This window comes from Leptothrix cholodnii SP-6, assembly GCF_000019785.1.
Taxonomy (GTDB): Bacteria; Pseudomonadota; Gammaproteobacteria; order Burkholderiales; family Burkholderiaceae_C; genus Sphaerotilus; species Sphaerotilus cholodnii.
In genome coordinates this window covers 4,360,276-4,383,407 of sequence record NC_010524.1, presented here as the reverse complement: position 1 = coordinate 4,383,407, position 23,132 = coordinate 4,360,276, and the positions used below count along the sequence as shown (strand labels likewise).

Here is a 23,132-nt window from a genome sequence, read left to right as displayed (position 1 = left end):
TCGTCTGGTGGACGATGTTCGCCGGCCGCAGCAAGGGCGAGCGGCGTGACGACGACGCGTCTTCGTGAGCGCGCGACGGTTCAGGCGTGCGGCACGGCGGGCCCGGCCGTGCCGTCGCGCGGCGGCACGATGAAGCTGCGCGGCTGCTCGCGCAGGCGCTGCCGCAGGGCCCGGTAGAGCCGCGAGCGCTCGCGCAGCCGGATGCCGCGCGAGCGCAGCGCGACCCGGAAGGCGAGCACGAAGCTCACCGCCAGGTTCAGCGCGCCGGTCAGCGGAATCGCCGCCAGGCACAGCCAGAACGCCCACTCGTGCAAGGCCGCCAGCCCGAGCGTGCCGAGTGCCGCGGCCAGCTGGCCGGTGCTCAGCGTGACGTGGCGCACCTCGACCGGCAGGCCGAAGAACACCGCCAGCGCCGGCACCAGGCCGAGCATGAAACCGAGCGACACGTTGGCCGCCAGCCCCGAGATGTGGGTGCGCCACCAGCGCGACCAGCGCTGCGCCCGGGCGCTGCCGAGCAGCCGCACGATGCGCGGGTTCCAGGCGATGGCGCTGTCGAGGCGGTGCAGCACGAAGGCGTTCTCGACCCAGCCGGCGATCAGGCTCGACATGAACAGCAGCACGCCGGTCAAGGCGGCAAACACCAGCGTCGGGCCGAGCAGCGTCAGGTTGTGCAGCACGTGGCGGGCTTCGGTCTCGCCGATCAGGGGCACGCCGGCGATCCACCAGGCCAGCCCCTGCAGCGCCAGCACGACCGGCGCCACCACCGTCAGGTTGCCGACGATGCCGGCGGTCTGCGAGCGGATCAGGTGCGTCACCTCGTCGACGAAGTCGTCGATCGCGGCGTCGTCGAGCTGCACGCCGTCGAGCTTGGCGGCCATCGCCGGAGCCGTCATCGCCGGCTGCTTGGTGGCGACCGTCCAGCCCAGCAGCTGGATCGCGACGAAGCTGCCGGCGTAGTTGACACCGGCCCAGAAACCGGCCCAGAAGGCCGAGAAGCCCATCGCGCCGATCACGAACTTCATGAAGGTGGTGCCGGCCATGAACAGGCCGCCGCCGCAGGCGCGCTGCAGCATCTCGCGGTATTCGGCGCGGGTGCGGGTGATGTAGTGCTCGCCGGTCTCGGCGCTGCGCTCGGTCACCTTGCGCGCCAGCAGCGAGTAGTGGTGCGCGAACAGGCTGCGCAGGCCGCGCCGGCTGCGCACGCCTTCGGCCAGCTGCACCACCAGCCATGGCCAGTCGCGCTCGGGCTGCGGGCTGGTCAGCAGGGTCAGCAGGGCGTTGATGCGTTCGGTGCGCTCGCGCAGCTGCTCGACCTGGAACACCACGTCGATCGACACGCCCCAGGCTTCGAGGTGGTTGCGCACCGAGGCCGCCGCCTGCCGGCAGGCCAGCAGCTCGGCGCGCAGCTGCTGAGCCTGCTCGTGCAGGCGCTCGCTGTCGCCCAGCGCGTCGAGTTCGGCCAGGCGCTGCGCGCTCTGCGCCAGGTGGTGGAACGGCCGCCCCGCCAGCACCGCATCGTCCATGCGCTGGCGCAGCGTGGCGGCCATGCCGACCGCGCGCACCTGGCCGGCCAGCAGCTGGATCGAGTCGAGCAGCGCGCCGCGCCAGTGCGCGGCCAGCTCCTCGTCGACCAGCAGGCGGGCCAGACGGCGCCAGGTGACGGCGTCGATCTGCGCCAGCCAGGTGGCGTCGTCATGGCCGTGGAAGACCAGCTGGAACAGCTCGCCGAGGTCGTTGGTGTCGGGGGTGCCGGGCAGGCCGATCAGGCGCAGGCGCTCGATCAGCTCGCTGGCGAACGACGAACGCGGCGCGAAGCCGAACTCGGCCAGCAGCGCGCTGACGTCGGTGCCGGTCAGCACCGCGCGCAGCAGCTGGCGGACCTGCTCGGCGTGCTGCGGATGGCGCTCGAGGACGTTGAGCAGGTGGCGCAGGCGGCGCAGCGGCCACGGGCTGGGCTGGGTGTCGCCGCCGGCCTCGGGCTCGGGCGCGGCGGCGGGCTTGCGTTCGGCGCCGGTCTGCGAGGGCGGTGCGCTGCGCAGCCATTCGAGCAGGCGGATCAGCCACAGATGACGTTCGGGCCGGCTGGCACGCGGGTCGGCCGCATTGAGCAAGGCGGTGAGGTCCCACACCCGCAGGGACCACCAGCGCCGCAGCGCACCGATCAATGCAGTGCGCGCGCTTGCGCCAGTTCGAAGACGGGGATCGGCGCCTCGAAGCTGTGGGCGTCTTCGGTCATGCAGAAGAAGGTGCCGCGCATGCGCCCGTGCGGCGTCGCCAGGCGGGTCCAGCTGGTGTACTCGAACTGCTCGCCGGGCTTGAGCATCGGCTGGTGGCCGACCACGCCCAGGCCGCGCACTTCTTCGGTGTGGCCGGCGGCGTCGGTGATGATCCAGTGCCGTCCGATCAGCTGGCCCGGCACGCTGCCGGTGTTGCTGATCACGATGGTGTAGGCGAAGGCGTACAGGCCTTGCACCGGGTCGGTTTGTTCGGGCAGGAACTGCGTGCTCACCGAGCAGCTGAAAGAGGGTGCACTCATGCGCCGGATCATAGACCGCGTCACCGGTCAAGCCGTGTCAGGGTGTTTGATGTCACGGCCTGCCACAATCTTGCGCCATGTCACGCCCCACCTACCGCATCGCCCCCAGCATCCTCTCGGCCGACTTCGCCCGCCTCGGCGAAGAAGTGCGCAACGTGCTCGCCGCCGGCGCCGACTGGATCCACTTCGACGTGATGGACAACCATTACGTGCCCAACCTGACCTTCGGGCCGATGGTCTGCCAGGCGCTCAAGAAACACAGCGTCAAGCCCGACGGCATCGCCTGCCCGATCGACGTGCACCTGATGGTGCAGCCGGTCGACGAGCTGGCGCTGGCGTTCGCCAAGGCCGGCGCCGACCTGGTGAGCTTCCACCCCGAGGCCAGCGCGCACGTCGACCGCACGCTGCAGCTGATCAAGGGCGCGGGCTGCCAGGCCGGGCTGGTGTTCAACCCGGCGTCCAGCCTCGACGTGCTCGAGTACGTGATCGACCGCGTCGACCTGATCCTGATCATGAGCGTCAACCCGGGCTTCGGCGGCCAGAGCTTCATCGACAGCGCGCTGCGCAAGATCGAGCGCGCCCGCCGGCTGATCGAGGCCACCGGCCGCGACATCCGCCTGGAGGTCGACGGTGGCGTCAAGGTCGACAACATCCGCCGCATCGCCGACGCCGGCGCCGACACCTTCGTGGCCGGCAGCGCGATCTTCAACACGCCCGACTACAAGAGCGTGATCGACGCGATGCGCGTCGAACTGGCGCGCTGAGCGTGGCCGGCGTGCAGCTGTTCGGCCGCGAGTTCGACGCGGCGATCGTCGACCTCGACGGCACGATGGTCGACACGCAGGGCGACTTCGTCGTCGCGCTCGGCCTGTGCCTGACCGAACTCGGCCTGCCGGTGGTCGATGCCGCTTTCGTCGAGCTCACCGTCGGCAAGGGCAGCGAGCACCTGATCCGCAGCACGCTGGCGCATGTCGGCGGCGATCCGGCGCTCTACGACGCGGCCTGGGCGGCCTACCAGCGCCACTACCTAGCGATCAACGGCCGGCACTCGCGCGTCTACGACGGCGTGATCGACGGCCTGACGCAGCTGCGCGGCGCCGGCCTGCGGCTCGCCTGCCTGACCAACAAGCCGGGCGACTTCGCACGCCCGCTGCTGGCGGCCAAGGGCATCGACGGTTTCTTCGACTGCGTGTTCGGCGGCGACGCCTTCGCGCGCAAGAAACCCGATCCGCTGCCGCTGATCGAGACCTGCAAGGCGCTCGGCACGCAGCCCGCGCGCACGCTGATGATCGGCGACTCCAGCAACGACGCGATGGCCGCGCGTGCCGCCGGCTGCCCGGTGGTGCTGGTCAGCTACGGCTACAACCACGGCGAGCCGATCCGCGCGGTGCCGGCCGAGACCCACCTCGACACGCTCTCCGACCTGCTGCGCGCAGCCTGAACGGGCGCCGCGAAGCGCCCCGTCGCCGCGGACCCCGCTGATACACTGCGCCGCATCATGTTCGTACCGCGCAAACGCAGCAACACACGGGTGACCGGGTCGCACGACCGGGGAGCCTGGCCCTGGCGTCGCTGACCGTCTTGCCTGGCAGCTGCACCCGCCTGGGTGCTGGATGCAGCTGACGATTTGCCGATGTCTGCCGCCGCTGGTTTCTTCTGGCTTTGGCCGCGCCGGTCACACCGCATCGATCAACCGGGCCCGCTGCGCTTGCGTGCATCTGAATCGACGACGTCGACACGCGAACATGCCGGTGGGCTCCTGGAGCGCACTACCGTGATCACCGAACTCGAATTCAAGAGCCTGGCCGCCGAAGGCTACAACCGCATCCCGCTGGTCAGCGAGGCGTTTGCGGATCTCGAAACCCCGCTGTCGCTCTACCTCAAGCTCGCCGGCGGCAAGCCGCGCAGCTTCCTGCTGGAGTCGGTGGTGGGCGGCGAGCGTTTCGGGCGCTACTCGTTCATCGGCCTGCCCGCGCGCACGCTGCTGCGTTGCACGCTGGGCGTGACCGAGGTCGTCACCGACGGCCAGGTGGTCGAGCGCCACGAGGGCAATCCGCTCGATTTCATCGAGGCCTACCAGAATCGCTTCAAGGTCGCGCTGCGGCCCGGCCTGCCGCGTTTCTGCGGCGGGCTGGCCGGCTACTTCGGCTACGACACGGTGCGCTACATCGAGAAGAAGCTCGCCGACACGCGCCTGCCCGGCGGCATCGGCACGCCCGAGATCCTGCTGCTGCAGACCGAGGAGCTGGCGGTGATCGACAACCTGTCGGGGCGGCTGTACCTGATCGTCTACGCCGACCCGCGCCAGAGCGAGGCCTATTTCAGCGCGCAGAAACGCCTGTCCGAGCTGAGCGACCAGCTGCGCTACAGCGTCACCGCGCCGCAGGTCAAGCGCGGGCCGTCGTACCCGGTCGAGCGCGAATATCCGAAGGCCGAGTTCGAGGCCGCGGTGCTCAAGGCCAAGGAGTACATCGCCGCCGGCGACTGCATGCAGATCGTGATCGGCCAGCGCCTCAAGAAGCGCTACACCGAGAACCCGCTGTCGCTGTACCGCGCGCTGCGCTCGCTCAATCCGAGCCCGTACATGTACTACTACGACATGGGCGAGTTCCAGATCGTCGGCTCGTCGCCCGAGATCCTGGTGCGCCAGGAGGCGCGCAGCGCCAACGGCAAGACCGAGAAGATCGTGACCATCCGCCCGATCGCCGGCACCCGCCCGCGCGGCGCCACGCCCGAGATGGACGCGCAGAACGAGGTCGACCTGCTGGCCGACCCGAAGGAGCGCGCCGAGCACCTGATGCTGATCGACCTGGCGCGCAACGACATCGGCCGCATCGCCAACACCGGCACCGTCAAGGTGACCGAGGCCTTCGGCATCGAACGTTATTCGCACGTGATGCACATCGTCAGCAACGTCGAGGGTGTGCTCAAAGACGGCATGAGCAGCCTCGACGTGCTGCGCGCCAGCTTCCCCGCCGGCACCTTGTCAGGGGCGCCGAAGATCCACGCGATGGAGATCATCGACCAGCTCGAGATCAGCGAGCGCGGCATCTACGGCGGCGCGGTCGGCTACCTGAGTTTTGCCGGCGACATGGACGTGGCGATCGCCATCCGCACCGGCATCGTCAAGGACCAGACGCTCTACGTGCAGGCCGGCGCCGGCGTGGTCGCCGACTCGGTGCCCGAGATGGAGTGGAAGGAAACCGAAGTGAAGATGCGCGCCGTGATCCGCGCGGCTGAACTGGTCGAGGAAGGTTTCTGATGCGTCTGCCCCGAGCCAGCGGCGTCCTGCTGCATCCCACGTCCTTGCCGGGGCCGCACGGCTCTGGCGACTTCGGGCCGTCGGCCTATCACTTCGTCGACTGGCTGGCAGTGGCCGGGCAGAAGCTCTGGCAGTTCCTGCCGCTGGGCGGGCTCGGGCCGGGCAACTCGCCGTACATGAGCACCTCGGCGTTCGCCGGCAACGTGCTGCTGATCGACCTGACCGAGCTGCGCCAGCACGGCTGGCTCGACGACGCCGACCTGCAACCGGCCGACGGCCTGTGGGCGCACGCGGTGAACTTCCCCGCCGTGGCGCCGTTCCGCATGGAGCGGCTGGCGCGCGCGGCGCGGCGTTTCGACGCGCAGGGCAGCGAATCCGACTGGGCCGGCTTCAGCCGCTTCTGCGCCGAACATGCCTCGTGGCTCGACGACTACGCGCTGTTCATGACCCTCGACGAGCTGCATCACGGCGCCTTCTGGTGCGACTGGCCGCAGCCGCTCGCCAGGCGCGAGCCGGCGGCGCTGGCGCAGATCGCCGCGCAGCACGCCGAGCGCATCCAGTTCTGGAAGTTCTGCCAGTGGTGCTTCTTCCGCCAGTGGGCGCACCTGCGCACCTACGCGCACGAACGCGGCGTGCAGATGGTCGGCGACATCCCGATCTTCATCGCCCAGCAGAGCGCCGACGTGTGGGCGCGGCCCGAGCTGTTCGAGCTCGATGACCACGGCCGGCTGCTCGCGGTGGCCGGTGCGCCGCCCGATTCGTTCAGCGCCACCGGCCAGCACTGGGGCAACCCGCTGTACCGCTGGCAGGCCCATGCGGACGAGGGTTACGCGTGGTGGACCGAGCGCATCCGCCGCACCTTCGAGCTGGTCGACATCGTGCGCATCGACCACTTCCGCGGCTTCGTGGCGTACTGGTCGATCCCGGCCACCGACACCCATGCGATGAACGGCCACTGGGAGCCGGGGCCGGGCGCGGCGCTGTTCGAGGCGGTGACCGCGGCGCTGGGCGAGCTGCGCATCATTGCCGAGGACCTGGGCGTCATCACGCCCGAGGTCGACGCGCTGCGCCGTGACTTCGCCTTGCCCGGCATGCGCATCCTGCAGTTCGCCTTCGGCGAGGGCAACGCGCACGCCTACCTGCCGCACAACCACGAGCACGACACCGCCGTCTACACCGGCACGCACGACAACGACACCACGCCCGGCTGGTGGCACACGCTGCCCGAACACGTGCGCCACCACGTGCGCGAATACCTCGCCATCGACGGCCGCGACATCCACTGGGACCTGATCCGCGCCGCCTGCGCCAGCGTCGCCGACACGGTGATCGTGCCGATGCAGGACGTGCTGGGCCTGCCCACCGAACACCGCATGAACTACCCCGGCAAGGCCGAGGGCAACTGGTCGTGGCGCTTTGGCTGGGGTGATGTCGGGCCGCTGCCCGCGCAGCGGCTGCGCGCGCTGTGCACGCTGTACCGGCGCTGAATCCCGCGTTTCAGCCCGGCCCGGTCAGTGCGCCGGCGGGTGTTTGCTCAGCTTGCGCTGCAGCGTGCGCCGGTGCATGCGCAGCGCGCGCGCGGTGGCCGAGATGTTGCCGTCGCAATCGGTCAGCACGCGCTGGATGTGCTCCCACTCGATGCGGTCGACCGACAGCGGCTTGTCGGCCGGCGTCGCGTCGATCGGCTGCAGCTTGTGGTCGAACGCGGCCACGATGTCGTCGACGCTGGTCGGCTTGGTCAGGTAGTGGGTGGCGCCGCGCTTGATGGCCTCGATCGCGGTGGCGATGCTGCCGAAGCCGGTCAGCACGATGATCTTGGTGTTGTCGTCGACCGCCTTGAGCCGCTCGACCAGCCGCAGCCCGGACATGTCGGGCAGGCGCAGGTCGACGATCGCGTATTCGGGGTTCAGGTCGTCGATCAGGCGCAGCGACGACGCACCGTCGTGGGCCATGTCGACGACGTAGCCGCGTGCGGTCAGCGCCCGCGACAGCACCTGGCAGAACACCGGATCGTCGTCGGCCAGCAGCAGGTTGGGGTGTTCAACGGATGGCGCGTGCATGGTCGGCTCTCACTGCTTGTTGATCCGGATCGACGACAGCGGCACACGCACCCGCGCGCAGGCCCCGCCTTGAGGATCGTTGGCGAACTCGAGCCGCCCGTGCAGGCGCTCGAGGGTGGCGGCGCTCAGCAGCAGGCCGACGCCCAGCCCGCCGTGTTCGGCCTTGGTGGTGCCGGCCTGCTTGCCCAGCCGGCCGAGGGCCTCGGTGCTGAAGCCGGGCCCGCGGTCGCGGACCTCGACCAGCAGTTCGCCTTGCGACCAGTCCGCCCGCACCACGACGTAGTGCGGCGAGGCCTGCACCGCGTTGTCGATCAGGTTGGTGATCGCCTGCCTGAGGGTCTCTTCGACGATCACCTGCGGCGCCACGGACGCCGTGTCGAGCTTCAGGCCGATCGACGCGCCCGGATGCAGCGCCTGCGCCCGCTCGACGATCGCCGCGATGAACTGGTCCAGCCGCGCCCCGCTGGCGGTCTCGGCGCGGCGCTGGCCGGCGGTGCTGGCGAGCTTGGAAATGATCTGCTTGCTGGCGCCGATCTGCTGCTCGATGACGTCGAGGTTGTGCTGCAGGTCGGGGTCGTCGCGGTGTTCGCGTTTCAGCTCGGAGACCACCACCGCCATCGTCGCCAGCGGCGAGCTGAGTTCGTGCGCGTAGCCGGCCGCCAGCGCGCCGATCGCCACCACCGATTCGTTGCGCATCTGGGCGTCGCGGGCATCGCCCAGCATGCGGTCGTGGCGGCGCGTGGCCGCGCACATGCGGGTGCCGAAAAAGGCCGCCAACGCGGCGGTGAACAGGTAGTTCACCACCATGCCGTCCTCGTGCAGCGCATACACCTCGGTCAGTCCGTCCGGGTGATGCAGCGGCACATGCCAGTAGCGCAGGGCGGCGTAGGCGGCCATCGTCGACAGCGTGACCAGCCAGACCCGGTTGGACGACATCGCCGAGGTGGCGATCGCCATCGGCAGCAGGAACAGCGGTGCAAACGGGTTCGACGCCCCGCCCGTCAGGTACAGCAGCAGCGCGAACAGCACGATGTCGACGTGCACCTGGGCGAACAGCTCGCGCGGACTCACCGGGGCGGCCCGGCGCAGGCGCCACCAGGTGGCAGCGGCCACCAACGCCTCGAGCGCGATCAGCGCCGTCACCGCGTTCACCGGCACCCGCACCTGATAGCGATGCGCGACCAGCACCAGGGTCAGCGCCTGCGCGATCGGCGCGACCGTGCGCAGGATCGCCAGCATGCGCAGGCCCTGCAGCGTGGTGCCCGGGCCGGGGCTGAGGGCATCGCCGGCGGCTTCGCCGTCGAGCCAGACCGGCGCGAGAGAGGATGCGGGAAGCAAGGCGTCGTCTCCGGCCGCGAGCGGCACCGAGTGTTGTTGCCCTGCCCGCCGGCGAGGTCCGCGCCGGCATTCACGACGAAGCCGTCATGGCCGCGGTCAAGGCAACTTGATACCGCGCAACTTGGAGTATGGGCAACGGTCCGCACGCGCACATTGACGCGGATCAGGTCGCGACCCGTTCAGTCCGGCTTCAGGGCGCCGCGCGCGCGCGCAGGAACGCGCTGCTGTCGCGAGGGCCGGGTTTGCTCGCAGACAAGGCGATCTGCTCGCCTTGGCCGGCCCCGGAGGGGCGCCTGCCTGTGACGATATGTCGCATTTCCAATTTAGAGCGGCTTCCTTAGCATGCAGTTAAGCAAGGTCGGCTTGCAGTCCATCCGGCGCACGATGCCGTGCCGCCGGTCGTGATCGGGCTGTCGCGGCTGCGCCGGAGACCACCTTGGCAGCGAAGGACGGCAGGGCAGCAGAATCCCTGAACCTCCCGGTGGCCGACGTGATGCGGATTCCACTCATGCGGGGGAACGCCATGAGTCAGACAGACGGCCACCGGTGCGCGCTGCGCAACAGTCCGCGGGTTTCGACCCGCCTTGTCATGGCGGGGGCCGTCTGGGCCGTGGCCGCCTGGGGCGGCCTGGCCGCAGGCCCGGCCCAGGCGGCGATCACCTGCGCGCGCACCGTCACCGCCAACGTGGTCGCGTTCGACAAGCCGCTGATGTACAACCGGCTCGGCGCGGGCAACGTCAACGGCATGATGTTCGCGCTCGAGCGCGACGTCATCCATGCCTCCAGCCAGTTGCCGCTCACGCAGGGCGGCGCGGCCACGCCGGGCCAGCTCGATCTGCGCCCGGACAAGCGGCACCGCCCGCTGGTGCTGCGGGTGCGCCAGGGCGACTGCCTGACCGTCAAACTCACCAACCTGCTGACCGCGGCGCCCAACCCGCGGCACATTCCGCCCAACCACGTGACGCCGGCCGGTCAGGTCTTCGACGTGCTGATCGACGAGCAGATCCAGGACCGCGCGGTGAGCTTCCATGCCTCGGGCCTGCAGGTGGTCGACAGCATCGCCAGCGACGGCAGCTGGGTCGGCGCCAATGCCACCGACGGCCATGCCCCGGCGGGCGGCGGCACCCGCACCTACCGCCTGTATGCCGAGAAGGAGGGCGTGTTCAACGTCACCGGCGGCGCCTCCTTCGGCTCCGATGCGAACCAGGGCAACGCGTCCAACGGCCTGTTCGGTCAGGTGATCGTCGAGCCGGCCGGCGCGAAGATCTACCGCAGCCAGGTGCACGAAGAAGAGCTGCGGCTGGTGGCCGACGTCAACCGCAACGGCGTGCTCGAAGCCGCCGAGAAGACCGCCACCGGCCAGCCGAAGATCGTCGGCTACGAGGCCGTCTACCCGAGTGACGGCGTCTGGCTGGCCGAGGGCAAGGCCGGGCTGCCGATCCTCAACATGATGAAGTGCGCGAGTGCGACCTCCTGCGAGATCGTGCATTCCGAGATCAACGCGGTGGTGGCCGGGCCGAACGCCGACGGCAGCTTCCCGGCCGGCACCTATCCGCTCGAGCGCGTCGGCAAGCGCAACCCGACGGTGCCCAATCGCCTCGAACCGTTCCGCGATTTCGCCTCGATCTATCACGACGAAACCAGCAACGGCCAGGCCTTCCCGGGCTTCTACAAGACCGATCCGGTGTTCCGCTACGTGCTGGCGGGCGTCAAGGACGCCTTCATGATCAATTACGGCTCCGGCGGCATCGGCTCCGAGATCATCGCCAACCGCCTGGGCGTCGGCCCGATGCACGACTGCCTGGATTGCGCCTACGAGGAGTTCTTCCTGACCTCCTTCACGGTTGGGGACCCGGCGCTGACGGTGGACGTGCCGGCCAACCTCGGCCTGGAAGCCCTGTTGCCGGGCCAGACCCCGCCCCCGGGCACGCAGGGGCCGAAGGCCAACTACGTGATCGGCGCGGAAGACCCGTCGAACGTGCACCACAGCTACACCGGCGATTTCGTCAAGTTCCGCAACTCGCACATCGGCAAGGAACAGCACGTCTTCCACCTGCACAACCACCAGTGGCTCTACAACCCGAACGACGACAACTCCAACTACCTCGACGCCCAGGGCATCGGTCCGGGCATCGGCTACACCTACGAGATCAACTTCGGCGGCTCGGGCAACCGCAACAAGAGCGCGGGCGACTCGATCTACCACTGCCACTTCTACCCGCACTTCGCGCAGGGCATGTGGGCGCACTGGCGCCACCACGACACCTTCGAGCCCGGCACCATCCTGGAGGCCACGCCGGCCAGCTACGACGGCCAGGGGTTCGCTTCCGGCACCGGCTATCACGACACCCTGTGGGGCCTTGCCGCGGGCAAGCCCAAGGCCGGTTCGCGCGCCTATCCCGACAGCGAGATCGTCGCCGGCACGCCGATTCCGGCGCTGGTGCCGCTGCCCGGCAAGCCGATGCCGGTGATGCCGGGTCGGGTCACGACCAAGGTCAATCCGGACATGGCCGCCGCCAACCCGGCCAAGCCGGTGGGCTCGCTCACGCAGGTGATCGATCGCGACGTCAACCCCGGCTACCCGTTCTGGATCGCCGGCATGGAGGACGTGGTCGGCCAGCGCCCACCCACGCCGCTGCTCGACATGATCACCAAGGACGAGGCGACGGCCTTGAAGGCCTCGGGCGATCCCTTGTGGTCCGAGATCGTGCCCGAGCAGGCCGACGGCTTCGACGGCGGACTGCCGCGCCACGCCCTCAAGGGCCTGGCCGCCGGGGGCGTCGCCCACACGGTGACCAGCCGGCTCGATTTCTCGAAGGAGGTCCTCAAGTCGAACGTCGCCTACTACCCCGAGTCGGGCACCGACCTCGAGAAGGTGGCGATGGCCTTCCACGCCCAGCGCTGCGTCTCGACCTCCAGGCCGGACGGCAGCCCGGCCAGTTGCGTGGCCGACCCGGTCAAGGGGCCGGTGGGCGGTTTCATCCTCAACGGGTCCAAGCCGGTGATCGGCGCGCCCTATCACAACCCGTGCATCGACGATGCCGGCACCGTGCTCAATCCCGGCGTGCTCGGCCGCTTCTACTCGGGTGAGCTGGCGACGGCCACCCAGGCCGCGCTGAACACCCGCGGCGCGAGCGTCTTCAACTCCGTCTCGCCGCGTGTCTACAAGGGCACCAACCTGCAGTTCGATGCCGTCTTCAACAAGGCCGGCTACCACTACCCGCAGCAGCGCATCACCGCGCTGTGGCAGGACGTGCAGGGGGTGATCGCCAAGACCCAGGCGCCCGAACCGCTGGTGATGCGCCTGAACACCTTCGACTGCGCGGTCTACCACCACAGCAACCTGGTGCCGGGCTACTACGAGATCGACGACTACCAGGTGCGCACGCCGACCGACATCATCGGCCAGCACATCCACCTGCCGAAGTGGGATCTCACCACCACCGACGGCGCGGCCAACGGCTGGAACTACGAAGACGGCACGATGAGCCCGACCACCATCCGCGAGCGCATCCACGCCATCAACTGCTTCAACGGCCATGCCGACGAGTGCAAGGGCGGCGTGCTGCCCGGCACGGGCACCGGCGCGCGGCTGGTCGCCAAGGATCACCCGTACTGGGGCAAGGTCGCGGCCAACCTGGGCGGCGCCTTCCCGGAGCAGTGGAGGGGTGCGCGCACGACGACCCAGCGCTGGTTCACCGACCCGGTCGTCAACACCGAGGGCGTCGACCGCGGGCTGGGCATCATCTTCACGCACGACCACTACGGCCCGTCCACGCACCAGCAGATCGGCCTGTACGCGACCGTGCTGGCCGAGCCGGCGGGCTCGCGCTGGGCTCACAACGAGTCCGGCCAGCAGCTGGGTCACGACCCGGTCACGGGCGCGCCGGCCCGCACCGACACGCGGCTCGACGGCACCGTCTTCAGCGACGGCGGCCCGACCAGCTGGCAGGCGGCGATCCTGCCGCAGGCCCAGACCGGCGTCTACGCGGGCAACACCGTGAAGGCCGGGCTCTGCACCAGCGCCACCCAGGTCAACGGCGTGCAGTGCCAGAAGCCGTTCCGCGAGTTCTATCTGGAGTTCAGCGACTTCCAGCATGCCTACGAGGCCGGCGTCTACGTCGGTGCCGACCCGCAGGGCCTGCCGTTGAACGGAACCGGTGCGGGCGAGTCCGCGGTGGCCTTCAATGCCGGCAATCCGGCCTTCGCATCCCTGGGCGGTCAGGTGGACGAGGCCTTCCGCTTCGCCATCAACCCGCCGGCGCGCGAGCAGATCGCCCCGGTCTTCCCGGACCTGGTGGTGGAGCTCGCGAACTCGGTGTTCTGCCCGAGCCGGCCCTGCCCGCAGGCGATCAGCGTGGCCGACCCCGGCATGCTGGTGGTGAACTACCGCAACGAGCCCGTCGGCCTGCGCATCTACGACCCCGCCAAGGTCGGGCCGGACGGCAAGCCGGGCATGCAGGCCGACGGCGACAAGGGTGACCTGGCGCACGCCCTGCAGTCGCGCACCGACCGCGCCCTGTCCAACATGAACGTGCAGCCGAACGCGGCCACGGTCATCAACGGCACCCGTTTCCCGCCGCCGATCAACCGCGGCGGGGTGGCGGCCGGCGACCCGTTCACGCCGATGATGCGGACCTACTCGGCCGACCTGGTGCGGGTGAAGATCCAGGCCGGTGGCCACGAGGAGGAACACAACGCCACCATCCACGGCATGAAGTGGCTCAACGCCGGCTCCGGCCATGGCCGGGCGCAGAACTCCGGCTGGCGCAACGCCCAGGCGGCGGGCATCTCCGAGCAGTTCACGCTGAGCGCACCGGTGATGGCCGACCTCGGCAACCTGCTCGGCCGGGCCGACTACGCCTGGTCGGTGGACGCCGGCAACGACGGCTGGTGGAGCGGCATGTGGGGCCTGATGCGCAACTACACGCTGCCGCAGGCCAACCTGTTCCAGCTGCCGGGCAAGAAGCCGCAGATCGCCGCGAATCTGCTGAACTTCACGCTGCTGGCCGCCGAGCGGCCCCAGCAGGGCGGCGGGCTGATCGGCGTCTGCCCGCGCACCGCACCGCGTCGCAACTACGACCTGACGGCGGTGCTGGCCAACGATGCACTGCTCAACAGCCTGGGCGTCAATCTCGCGCCGGCCGGCCTGGTCGCGACCCAGCATGTCGGCGCCGCGCTCAACCCCGGCGGTGGCACGCTGGTCTACAACCACCGCAACGCCAGCGTGGCGGGCACGACCGTCGACGACGAAACCGGCGCGACCTTGACGGTTTCCCACCAGGGCCCGATCCATGACCCGACCGCGATCCTGTACGTGCGCACCGCCGACCTCGATGCCAACGGCAAGCTGCTGGCCACGGCGCCGGTGGAGCCGGTGGTGCTGCGCGCGCGCGCCGGCGAGTGCCTCAACGTGACCTTGCGCAACCGCCTGCCCGCGCTGGTGCCCGACCTGGCCACCTATTCGGCCCTGATCGGGGTGGTCAAGCGCGACCGCATGGGCGCGGAGGGATCGACCACCTTCAACAACAACCTGATCCGCCCGTCGAGCAAGGTCGGCCTCCATCCGCAGCTGGTCGAATACGACGTCACGCGCAACGACGGCAGCAACGTCGGCGCCAACCCGGTGCAGACGGTCGCCCCCGGCGGCAGCCGCACCTACCAGTGGTATGCCGGCGACCTCGGCCTGGGTGCGGTGTCGTTCAACCCGCTCAACCAGCTGATCGACCTCGTCACCGTGGTGCCGACGGCGGTCGAGTTCGGCGGTGTCAACCTGACGCCGGCGGACAAGGTGAAGCAGGGCGCCAAGTCGCTGGTCGGCGCGATGGTGATCGAGCCGTCGGCGGCCACCTGGGTCGAGGACACGCAGGTGTTCGACCACCAGGATGGCATCGGCACGCGGCTGACCCGGGCCCAGGCGACCGTCTGCCCGGCCGGTGGCAACAACTGCCGCATCACCTCGGCCAATGCCTTCCGCGACTTCTCGCTGGTGCTGACCAAGGGCAACACGCACTACTACAAGGACGGCAGCCCGGTCGAGCACATCAACGGCGAGGGCGTGGGCATCCCGGAAGACTCGCAGGAGTCCACCGGCATGCTGCTGAACTACGGCATCGAGCCGATGTGGTATCGCTTCGGCATCGTGCCGCAGGCGCCCTTCGGGCCGGCGGCGACCGCGGGGTCCTACGCGGCCATCCCGAACGCCAGCCAGGCCTACAGCAACAGCCTGAACGTGCCGGGGCTGGGCGGCGTGACGGGCGATCCGGCCACGCCGGTGTTCAGCGCCACGGCGGGCAAGCCGGCGCGGGTGCGGCTCACCAACCCGTTCGGCACCACGCGCGGCAGCACCTTCCAGATGCACGGCCACCTGTGGCAGCGCGATCCGTACGTGTGCAACGGCGAGGCCCGCAACACCCTGACGGGCGCCTGCCTGATGACCTCGGTCGGCTCGCGCTCGATCGGTGTCAACCCGATCGGCTTCCACGAAGCCGGGCGCGAGAGCTGGACGCCGTACTCGCACTTCGACATCGTGCTGCCGAGCGCGGGTGGTGGCAACGGCGTGCTCGGCGACTACCTGTACCGCGACGCCGCGTCGTTCGGCAACGCGTCCGGGGTGTGGGGAATCATGCGGGTGAAGTGATGAGGGGGGACATGGGATGCGCCAGGGTCGGGGGGCCTGGCGCATCTTCATGCGGCGGTGGGCCTGGCTGGCGACGCGGGAGTTTTCCGATGACAGTCCGTCTTGATTCGATGCTGGCGGCCCTGCTGCTCGGCGCGGCGATGTCCGTCAGCGGACCCGCCCGATCGGCCGAGGCGGCCGCACCGCAGGGGCCGGTGACGGATCGCCTGGTGCGCGGCGGCCTGGTGGTCGACTTCAGCCTGAAACCCGCTGGCGCGCTCGAGGCCGTCACCGAAGGCGAGTTCGCCGACGTGCGTTTTCGCCTCACCGACGAGGCCGGCGGCCAGCCGATCCGCGGTGTCGCGCCGGGGGCGTGGATGGACATGGCGCAGGTCATCCAGGGCCGCGGCGCCGAGCAGAAGAGCTGCAAGGACAAGGTCTCGCTCTACCTCAAGGGCGCCATCGGCATCCGGCCGATGGTCGACCTCAACAGCTACCACGTCGTGCTGCTCAACAACGACGCCTCGGTGGCGGTGGTCGACCCGATCGTCAGCATGGCCGGCGCCACCAGCACGCTGGCGAGCGTGCTGCTCAAGTCGCCGGGCGCCGACTGGGTGGCGTCCGACCGCGAGCGCCGGCTCTACATCTCGATGCCGCAGGCCGGCCAGGTGGCGGTGATGGACACCGAGACCTTCAAGATCGTCGACAACATCGGCGCCGGCAAGACGCCGGTGCGGGTGGCGCTGCAGCCCGACGGGCGCTTTCTCTGGGTCGGCAACAACGCTGACGGCGCCGACAGCGGCGTCAGCGTGATCGACACCGAGGCCGGCAAGCCGGTCGCCTTCGTCGCCACCGGCGCCGGCCACCACGAGATCGCGTTTTCGGCCGACAGCCGGCACGCCTTCGTCACCAACCGCCAGGCCGGCACGGCGAGCGTGATCGACGTCGCCAGCCGCGCGATCGTCAAGACGCTGGCCACCGGCACGCAGCCCTTGTCGATCGCCCATTCGCCGCTGTCGGGCTCGGCCTACGTGGCCGACGGCAAGGACGGCCGCGTCACGGTGATCGACGGCCGCACGCTCGAGATCGCGGCGCGCATCGCCCTCCAGCCCGGCCTCGGCCCGCTGCGCATCACGCCGGACGGCCGCTACGCGCTGGCCGTCAACCCGCAGCAAGATCAGGTGCACGTGATCGACGTGGCCAGCAACCAGCACGTGCAGGACATCGACATCGCCGGCCAGCCCTTCCAGGTCACCTTCAGCAAGACCTTCGCCTACGTGCGCGCGATGCACTCGTCGCGCGTCAGCATGATCAACCTGTCGACGCTCGGCCAGGGCCGCCAGGCGACGGTGCAGGCCTTCGCCGCCGGCGACCAGCCGCCGCGTGCGGGCGCCGGCGTGGCGATCGCCGACAGCGTGGCGGCCGCGGCCGGCGAGGGCACGGTGTTCGTCGTCAACCCGGCCGACGGCACCACCTACTACTACATGGAGGGCATGAACGCGACGTCGAGCAACTACCGCGTGCACGGCTCCAGCCCGCGGGCGGTGACGGTGGTCGACCGCAGCCTGAAGGAGGTCGAGCCGGGCGTTTATGCCGGGCGCGTGCGCATCCCGGTGGCGGGGCAGTACGACGTCGCCTTCATGCTGCAGTCGCCGCAGGTGCTGCACTGCTTCAGCGCCGAGGCGGCGGTCAACCCGCAGCTGGCGCGTGCCGCCGAGCCGATGCAGATCGCCTTCGAGACCACGCAGCGGCAGTTCGCGGTCGGCGAGACGGCGGCGATCCGTTTTCGTGTCACCGATGGCGCCACCGGCACGCCCAGGGCCGGCGTGGCCGGGCTGGCGGCGCTGCACTTCCTGGCACCGGGTCGGCGGCGCAGCGAGTCGGCGGTGGTCGAGATCGGCGGCGGGCTCTACGAGGCCCGGCTGGCGCTGGCCGAGGCCGGCGCCTGGTACGTCTACCTCGGTGCGCCGGCGCTGAAGGTCGGCTACGGCCAGCTGCCGTTCTATTCGCTGCAGGCGCTACCGCGCGCCGAACTCGACAAGTCCGCGCCGCAAGCGCCGATCGCCGCGCAACCGCAACGCGTGCCGTCATGAAGCCGGAGATGACGAGGCCCACAAGCCGTGCGATGCGCTGGCTGGCCGTTTGGCTGGTGCTGGCGGGCGGCCTGAGCCTGGTGCCGATGGCCGCGGCGCACGATCACCACGATCACCCCGCCTCGCACGGCCAGACCGGCACGCCGCCCGTGGTGCCGCAGGGCGCGCGCATCACGCTGGCCGACGTGGCGCTGCTCGACCAGGACGGCCGCAGCCTGCGCCTGCGCAGCGACGCGATCGGCGAGCGCATCGTGATCGTCAACTTCGCGTACACCACCTGCACCACGGTCTGCCCGGTGGCCTCGGCGGTGCTGGCGCAGGTGCAGGGCCGGCTGGGCGCGCGGCTGGGGCGCGACGTCGGCCTGATCACCGTCAGCGTCGACCCGCTGCGCGACACGCCGGCACGCCTGAAGGCCTACGCCGAGCGCGTCGGCGCCGGCCCGGGCTGGCGCTGGCTCACCGGTGCCAAGCCGCAGGTCGACGAGGTGCTGAAAGCCTTCGGCGCCTACACCGCCAACTTCGCCGATCACCCGCCGCTGACGCTGGTGGGTGATGCCAGGAGCGGCCGGTGGCTGCGCTTCTACGGCTTCCCGACGCCCGAGCAGCTGGTGACGGCGGTCGAGCAGTTGAGCAGCGCGCGCGACAAGGCGGGCCGCTCGGGTTGATCGGCCTCAACCGGTCGCGGTCGCAAAGGGACACGATGATGGACATGACCGCGAAACACCTGTTGCGCGTCGCGCTGGCGGCGCTGGCGATCCACGCGGGCGGCCCGGCTGCCGCGCACGCGGATGCGGCACATCCCGCCTCGACGGCCGCGCCCGCGGCCACCGAGACCCCGGCCGGCAAGGCCGCGAACGCCGCCAAGGCCGGCCCGCGCGACGCCGCCAGCTACTTCACCGAACTGGAGCTGCTGACCCAGGACGGCCGCCGGGTGCGTTTCCATTCGGACGTGCTGAAGGGCCGCACGGTGCTGATCAACGTGGTCTACGCCACCTGCCAGGACGCCTGCCCGCTGATCACGCAAAAGCTCAACGAGGTGCGCCAGCACCTGCCGGCCGAGCTGTTCGGCAAGCAGGTGTTCTTCGTCTCGCTGACCTCCGACCCGACGCACGACACGCCGCAGGCGCTCAAGGCGTTCGCGCGCAAGCAGGGCGCCGATGTCGAGGGCTGGACCTTTCTCACCGGGCGCAAGGAGAACGTCGAGCACATCCTCAAGAAGCTCGGTCAGTATTCCGAGACCGTCGAGGGCCACTCGACGCTGCTGATCGCCGGCAACGTGCCGGCCAAGCGCTGGAGCAAGATCCGCCCCGATGCGCCGCCTGCGGCCATCGCCGAACGGCTGAGCGTGCTGGCCACCGGCGCCGGGCTCGACGCGGCCCGGCCGTGATGAGCTGACATGCACGCCGCGATGCGGATGGGCGCGGCACTGATGGTGGCACTGATGGCGGCCGCGCTCGGGTTCGGCCCCGCCGCTGCCGCCGATCTCGGCCCCGACGAGCTGGCCGGCCGGCGCATCTACCTGCACGGCCAGAGCCCGAGCGGCGCCAGCCTGTCGGCGCGCATCGGCATGGGCGGGCTCGAACTGAGCGGCGCCAGCATCGCCTGCGGCAACTGCCACGGCGACGATGGCCGCGGCCGCGCCGAAGGCGGCGTGGTGCCGTCTGACATCCGCTGGTCGGAACTGGTCAAACCCTACGGCCACCAGCACGACAGCGGCCGCCGCCACGGCCCGTTCGACGAGGCGGCGCTGCGCCGCGCGGTGCTCGACGGCGTCGATCCCGACGGCAACCGGCTCGACGGCGCGATGCCGCGTTACGCGATGTCGGCCAAGGACCTGGCCTCGCTGGCCGCCTACCTGCGCCAGCTGGAGACGCAGCTCGACCCCGGCCTGTCGGCCGACACGATCCGCATCGGCACGCTGCTGCCGTTGAGCGGGCGCATGGCGGGGCTGGGCGAGTCGCTGCGGGCGCTCTGGACGGCGTATTTCGCCCGGCTGAACCAGCAGGGCGGCATCCACGGGCGGCGTCTCGAACTGGTGGTCGAGCCGTTGCCCGAGGACCCGGCGCAGGCCGGCGCGCAGGTGCGTGCGCTGGTCGCCGAGCGCGCTGTCTTCGCGCTGCTGGCGCCGGTGTCGGCCGGTGTCGAGCAGGTGCTGTCGGCTGCGGCCAGTGCGGCCGCCGTGCCGGTGATCGGCCCGCTGACGCTCTACCCGGAGGATGCACAGGCCTCGAACCCGCAGGTCTTCCACCTGCTGCCGGGCGTGCCCGAGCTGGCGCAACTGCTGCTGCAGCACGCCGCGCGCGAGCTGCAGCTCGCGCAGCGGCCGATCGCGCTGTGGCATCCCGACACGGCGCAGGGCCGCGCGACGGCGCAGTCGCTCGAGGTGGCGGCGCGCCGGGCCGGCTGGGTCAAGGTGGTGTCGGGGCCTTTTCCGGCACGGGGTGCTGCAAGGGATGCCGCGCACGATGCCGTCGCCACCACGCTCAGGAGCCGCGGCGTGGCCGCCGTGCTGGTGCTGGGTGCCGGCGCCGATCTGGCGTCGCTCACGGCTGCCGCCGAGCGCATCGGCTGGGCGCCGCAACTGCTGGTGCCGGGGCCGCTGGCCTCGCGTGACATCCTGGGCCTGCCGGCCTCGTTTCGCGACCACGTGACGCTGGCCTACCCGAGTGCGCCGGCGCAGCAGCAGGCCGGGGCGATGCGCGAGTTCATGCGCCTGCTGGAAGCTGCACCGGCGCTGCCGGGCGGGCCGGGCCGCAGCGATGCGCGCGCCTACCAGCCCACGCTGGTGTCGGCCTACGCCGCCGGGCTGCTGCTGGTCGAGGGCCTCAAGCGCAGCGGCCGCGAGCTGTCGCGCCGCAAGCTGCTGGCCACGCTGGAGAGCGTGCAGAGCTTCGACACCGGCCTGCTGCCGCCGCTGAGCTTCAACGCCGACCGCCGCATCGGCGCGGCCGGCGGTTATCTGGTCGGTGTCGACCTCGATGCCCACAGCCTGCGGCCGCTGGGCGGCTATCGCCTGCCATGAATGCCCTGCCCGTGACGAGCGCCACCGTCCGCCTGCGCCGCGTGTCGACCGGGCTGCTGACGGCGCTGGTGATGGGGGTGGCGAGCCTGTCGAGCGGCCCGGCGCTCGCGCAATCGGTGTTCGCCGCGCGGGTCAACGGCGTGGGCATCCCGGCGCAGCGGCTGGAGCGCCAGTTCGAGGCGCTGCTGCGCGAACGCCAGATCCACATCGCCCGCCTGCAGAACCCGGCCCGGGCGCGCGAACTCCGGCGCGAGGCGCTCGACCGCCTGATCGGCATCGAGCTGCTGGGGCAGCAGGCGCGTGCGCTGGGGCTGGAAGCCGATGACGCGGCGGTCGAGCGCGCCATCACCGAGGCGCGCAGCCGCTTCCGCTCGGCCGAGGTGTTTGCGCAGCGCATCGCGATCGAGGGCCACGACGAGGCCAGCCACCGCGAACACACCCGCAAGCTGCTGTCGGGCGAGCGCCTGGCGCAGCGCATCGTCGATCGCGAGGTGCACATCACCGAGGCCGACATCGCCGCCTTTCACGAGGCCAACCCGGCGCTGTTCCGGCGCCCGGAGCAGGTCCGGGTGCGCCAGCTCCTGGTGGCGCTGCCCGCTGACGCCGAGCCTGCGCTCAAGGCGCAGGCGCGCAGCCGCATCGAGGCGCTGCTGGTGCGCGCCCGGGCCGGCGAGAGCTTCGAGGCGCTGGCCCGCACACACTCGGACGCGCCGACCCGCCAATGGGGCGGCGCGCTCGATCCCTTCGGCCGCGGCAGCCAGCCCCGGGCGATCGAGGACGCCGCGTTCGCGCTCGCCCCCGGCGCGCTGTCGGAGGTGATCGAGACGTCGGCCGGCTGGCAGATCCTGCAGCTCGACGAGCGCATCGCCGCCGTGTCGGTGCCGCTGGACGAGGTGCGCGAGCGCATCCGCCGGCACCTGCACGACGGCCGCGGCCAGCAGGCGGTCGAGCGCGAGATCGCGCGGCTGCGCGAGCAGGGCCGGGTCGAGCTGCTGATGCCGCTTTGAGCGCCGCCGTGCCGGCACTGGGCGCGGGGTTGCTCAGTCGGTGTCTCGCTCGGGGTTGTCGACGGCGGGGGCTTCCTCGATCACCGTGCCCGGCTCGTCGGCCGGATCGGTTTCGTGCACGGGTTGCGGTTCGGGTTCGGGCTCAGGCTCCTGCACCGGCTCGGCCGCGGGCAGGGGGGCGGATGCCGGCGGGCGCACGGCGGGCGCCGCCGTTGCCGGTGTCGACGCCGGGATGCTCGCCGGCTCATCGGCCGGATCCGCGATCACGGCTGGCGCCACGTCGACCGGCTCCTGGCCGTCCGGATGGGCCGGCGGCGGATCGAGCAGGCCGTTGTCCGGCACGGCGGTGAAGCGCCAGTCGGCGTAGCTGCGGGCCTGCTCGAAGGCGCTGTCGGCGGCGGCGAAGCGCCCGGTCTTGAGCGGCCGGCCCTCGGCGCGGCTGTAGACGCCGACGATGCGGCCCTGCGCGTTGCGCACCAGCCCCCACTCGGTGCTGCGGGTCATCGGATCGTCGTAGATCCGGCGCAGGTGGCGGCGCGGCGCCGGGCTGCGCGGGTCGAGCAGCAGGTCTTCGAGCGTGCGCGGGTAGCGGTTCCCGACGTCGCTGGCCGTGCGCGCGTAGGCGGCGATCGCCTGGCGGATCTGGCCGCCCGCCCACAGCAGCTGGGTCTCGCGTTCGCGCCGCTGGGTCTGGCTCCAGACCGTCATGCCGGCGGCCATCGCCGCGCTGGTGATCGCCGCGGCCAGCAGCAGCGCGAGGTAGGTGACGCCGCGCTGCGGCCTGCTCAGGCCGACGCACAGGCCGGCGCCGGATCGCCCGCTCACCATGTGCTGAACGCCGTGCCGTCGAGCGCGGTGGTCTCGGCGCCGCTGCTGACGTCGTAGACCTGCCCCAGCTCCGGCGGGGCGGGCGCGGTGACGATCCAGGTGTCTGTGGCGCCGGTGGCCGGGTCGAGCGGCACGCTGCGCAGGTAGTGCTGCGTGACCAGCGCGTCGAGCGATTCGGGGTAGCGGCCGTGATCGGCGTAATGCTGGTCGATGGCGCTGCGCATCAGCGACAGGTTCTGCCGCAGCGTGGCCTCCTCGGCGCGCTGGACGCTGCCGAAATAGCGCGGCACCGCCAGCGACAGCAGCGTGGCGATGATGGCCATCACCACCAGCAGTTCGAGCAGGGTGAAACCGCGCCGCATGCCGT

At 70.9% G+C, this 23,132-nt stretch carries 16 protein-coding genes; 10 read left to right on the top strand and 6 right to left on the bottom strand.

Annotated features, from left to right (window positions below; genetic code table 11):
- Window positions 1-80 precede the first annotated feature (80 nt).
- Entirely contained in the window at window positions 81-2,165 is a 2,085-nt protein-coding gene (locus LCHO_RS19435; protein WP_012348901.1) for a site-specific recombinase, read from the bottom strand.
- Entirely contained in the window at window positions 2,162-2,536 is a 375-nt protein-coding gene (apaG, locus tag LCHO_RS19430) for a Co2+/Mg2+ efflux protein ApaG (protein ID WP_043705926.1), read from the bottom strand. Before apaG ends, LCHO_RS19435 begins: the two co-directional genes overlap by 4 nt.
- A gap of 77 nt (window positions 2,537-2,613) precedes the next feature.
- On the opposite strand from apaG, the gene rpe reads away from it, so the two are divergent.
- The 4 genes from rpe (at window position 2,614) to malQ (ending at window position 7,285) form a co-directional block, all read left to right on the top strand.
- Window positions 2,614-3,300, top strand: coding sequence for a ribulose-phosphate 3-epimerase (rpe, locus tag LCHO_RS19425; protein WP_012348899.1), 687 nt, complete (start codon window positions 2,614-2,616; stop codon window positions 3,298-3,300).
- Window positions 3,301-3,311: 11 nt separating this feature from the next.
- Window positions 3,312-3,977 carry a phosphoglycolate phosphatase gene (gene gph / locus LCHO_RS19420; RefSeq protein ID WP_012348898.1) on the top strand — a complete coding sequence of 222 codons (666 nt, stop codon included), beginning with the start codon at window positions 3,312-3,314 and terminating at the stop codon, window positions 3,975-3,977.
- Between the two features lie 333 nt (window positions 3,978-4,310).
- Window positions 4,311-5,798 (top strand): anthranilate synthase component I, encoded by a 1,488-nt coding sequence (gene trpE, locus LCHO_RS19415; protein WP_012348897.1) that lies wholly within the window; start codon window positions 4,311-4,313, stop codon window positions 5,796-5,798.
- Window positions 5,798-7,285 (top strand): 4-alpha-glucanotransferase, encoded by a 1,488-nt coding sequence (malQ, locus tag LCHO_RS19410; protein ID WP_012348896.1) that lies wholly within the window; start codon window positions 5,798-5,800, stop codon window positions 7,283-7,285. The genes trpE and malQ overlap by 1 nt, the downstream gene beginning before the upstream one ends.
- A gap of 24 nt (window positions 7,286-7,309) precedes the next feature.
- Here the strand turns inward: malQ and LCHO_RS19405 are convergent, their stop codons facing one another.
- Window positions 7,310-7,858, bottom strand: a complete 549-nt coding sequence (locus LCHO_RS19405) for a response regulator transcription factor (RefSeq protein WP_012348895.1) — start codon at window positions 7,856-7,858, stop codon at window positions 7,310-7,312.
- 9 nt (window positions 7,859-7,867) lie between these two features.
- Window positions 7,868-9,196: an ATP-binding protein gene (locus LCHO_RS19400; RefSeq protein ID WP_012348894.1), complete on the bottom strand. Its 1,329-nt coding sequence runs from the start codon at window positions 9,194-9,196 to the stop codon at window positions 7,868-7,870.
- Between the two features lie 589 nt (window positions 9,197-9,785).
- Here LCHO_RS19400 and LCHO_RS19395 point away from each other — a divergent pair.
- The 6 genes from LCHO_RS19395 (at window position 9,786) to LCHO_RS19370 (ending at window position 21,937) form a co-directional block, all read left to right on the top strand.
- On the top strand, window positions 9,786-15,836 hold the full coding sequence (locus LCHO_RS19395; protein ID WP_012348893.1) for a cupredoxin domain-containing protein: 6,051 nt from the start codon (window positions 9,786-9,788) through the stop codon (window positions 15,834-15,836).
- 89 nt (window positions 15,837-15,925) lie between these two features.
- A complete protein-coding gene (locus LCHO_RS19390; protein ID WP_012348892.1) occupies window positions 15,926-17,908 on the top strand; it encodes a cytochrome D1 domain-containing protein in 1,983 nt (660 codons plus the stop codon).
- 8 nt (window positions 17,909-17,916) lie between these two features.
- Window positions 17,917-18,573, top strand: coding sequence for an SCO family protein (locus LCHO_RS19385; RefSeq protein ID WP_043705921.1), 657 nt, complete (start codon window positions 17,917-17,919; stop codon window positions 18,571-18,573).
- Window positions 18,574-18,617: 44 nt separating this feature from the next.
- Window positions 18,618-19,295: an SCO family protein gene (locus LCHO_RS19380; protein ID WP_223210473.1), complete on the top strand. Its 678-nt coding sequence runs from the start codon at window positions 18,618-18,620 to the stop codon at window positions 19,293-19,295.
- Window positions 19,296-19,304: 9 nt separating this feature from the next.
- Window positions 19,305-20,930: a cytochrome c/ABC transporter substrate-binding protein gene (locus tag LCHO_RS19375; protein ID WP_012348889.1), complete on the top strand. Its 1,626-nt coding sequence runs from the start codon at window positions 19,305-19,307 to the stop codon at window positions 20,928-20,930.
- Window positions 20,927-21,937: a peptidylprolyl isomerase gene (locus tag LCHO_RS19370; RefSeq protein ID WP_012348888.1), complete on the top strand. Its 1,011-nt coding sequence runs from the start codon at window positions 20,927-20,929 to the stop codon at window positions 21,935-21,937. The genes LCHO_RS19375 and LCHO_RS19370 overlap by 4 nt, the downstream gene beginning before the upstream one ends.
- 33 nt (window positions 21,938-21,970) lie before the next feature.
- On the opposite strand, the gene LCHO_RS23190 is transcribed toward LCHO_RS19370, so the two are convergent.
- Both LCHO_RS23190 and LCHO_RS19360 read right to left on the bottom strand, forming a co-directional pair.
- Window positions 21,971-22,762: a hypothetical protein gene (locus LCHO_RS23190; RefSeq protein ID WP_150105523.1), complete on the bottom strand. Its 792-nt coding sequence runs from the start codon at window positions 22,760-22,762 to the stop codon at window positions 21,971-21,973.
- Window positions 22,759-23,127 (bottom strand): type II secretion system protein, encoded by a 369-nt coding sequence (locus LCHO_RS19360; protein WP_012348886.1) that lies wholly within the window; start codon window positions 23,125-23,127, stop codon window positions 22,759-22,761. Before LCHO_RS19360 ends, LCHO_RS23190 begins: the two co-directional genes overlap by 4 nt.
- Window positions 23,128-23,132 lie beyond the last annotated feature (5 nt).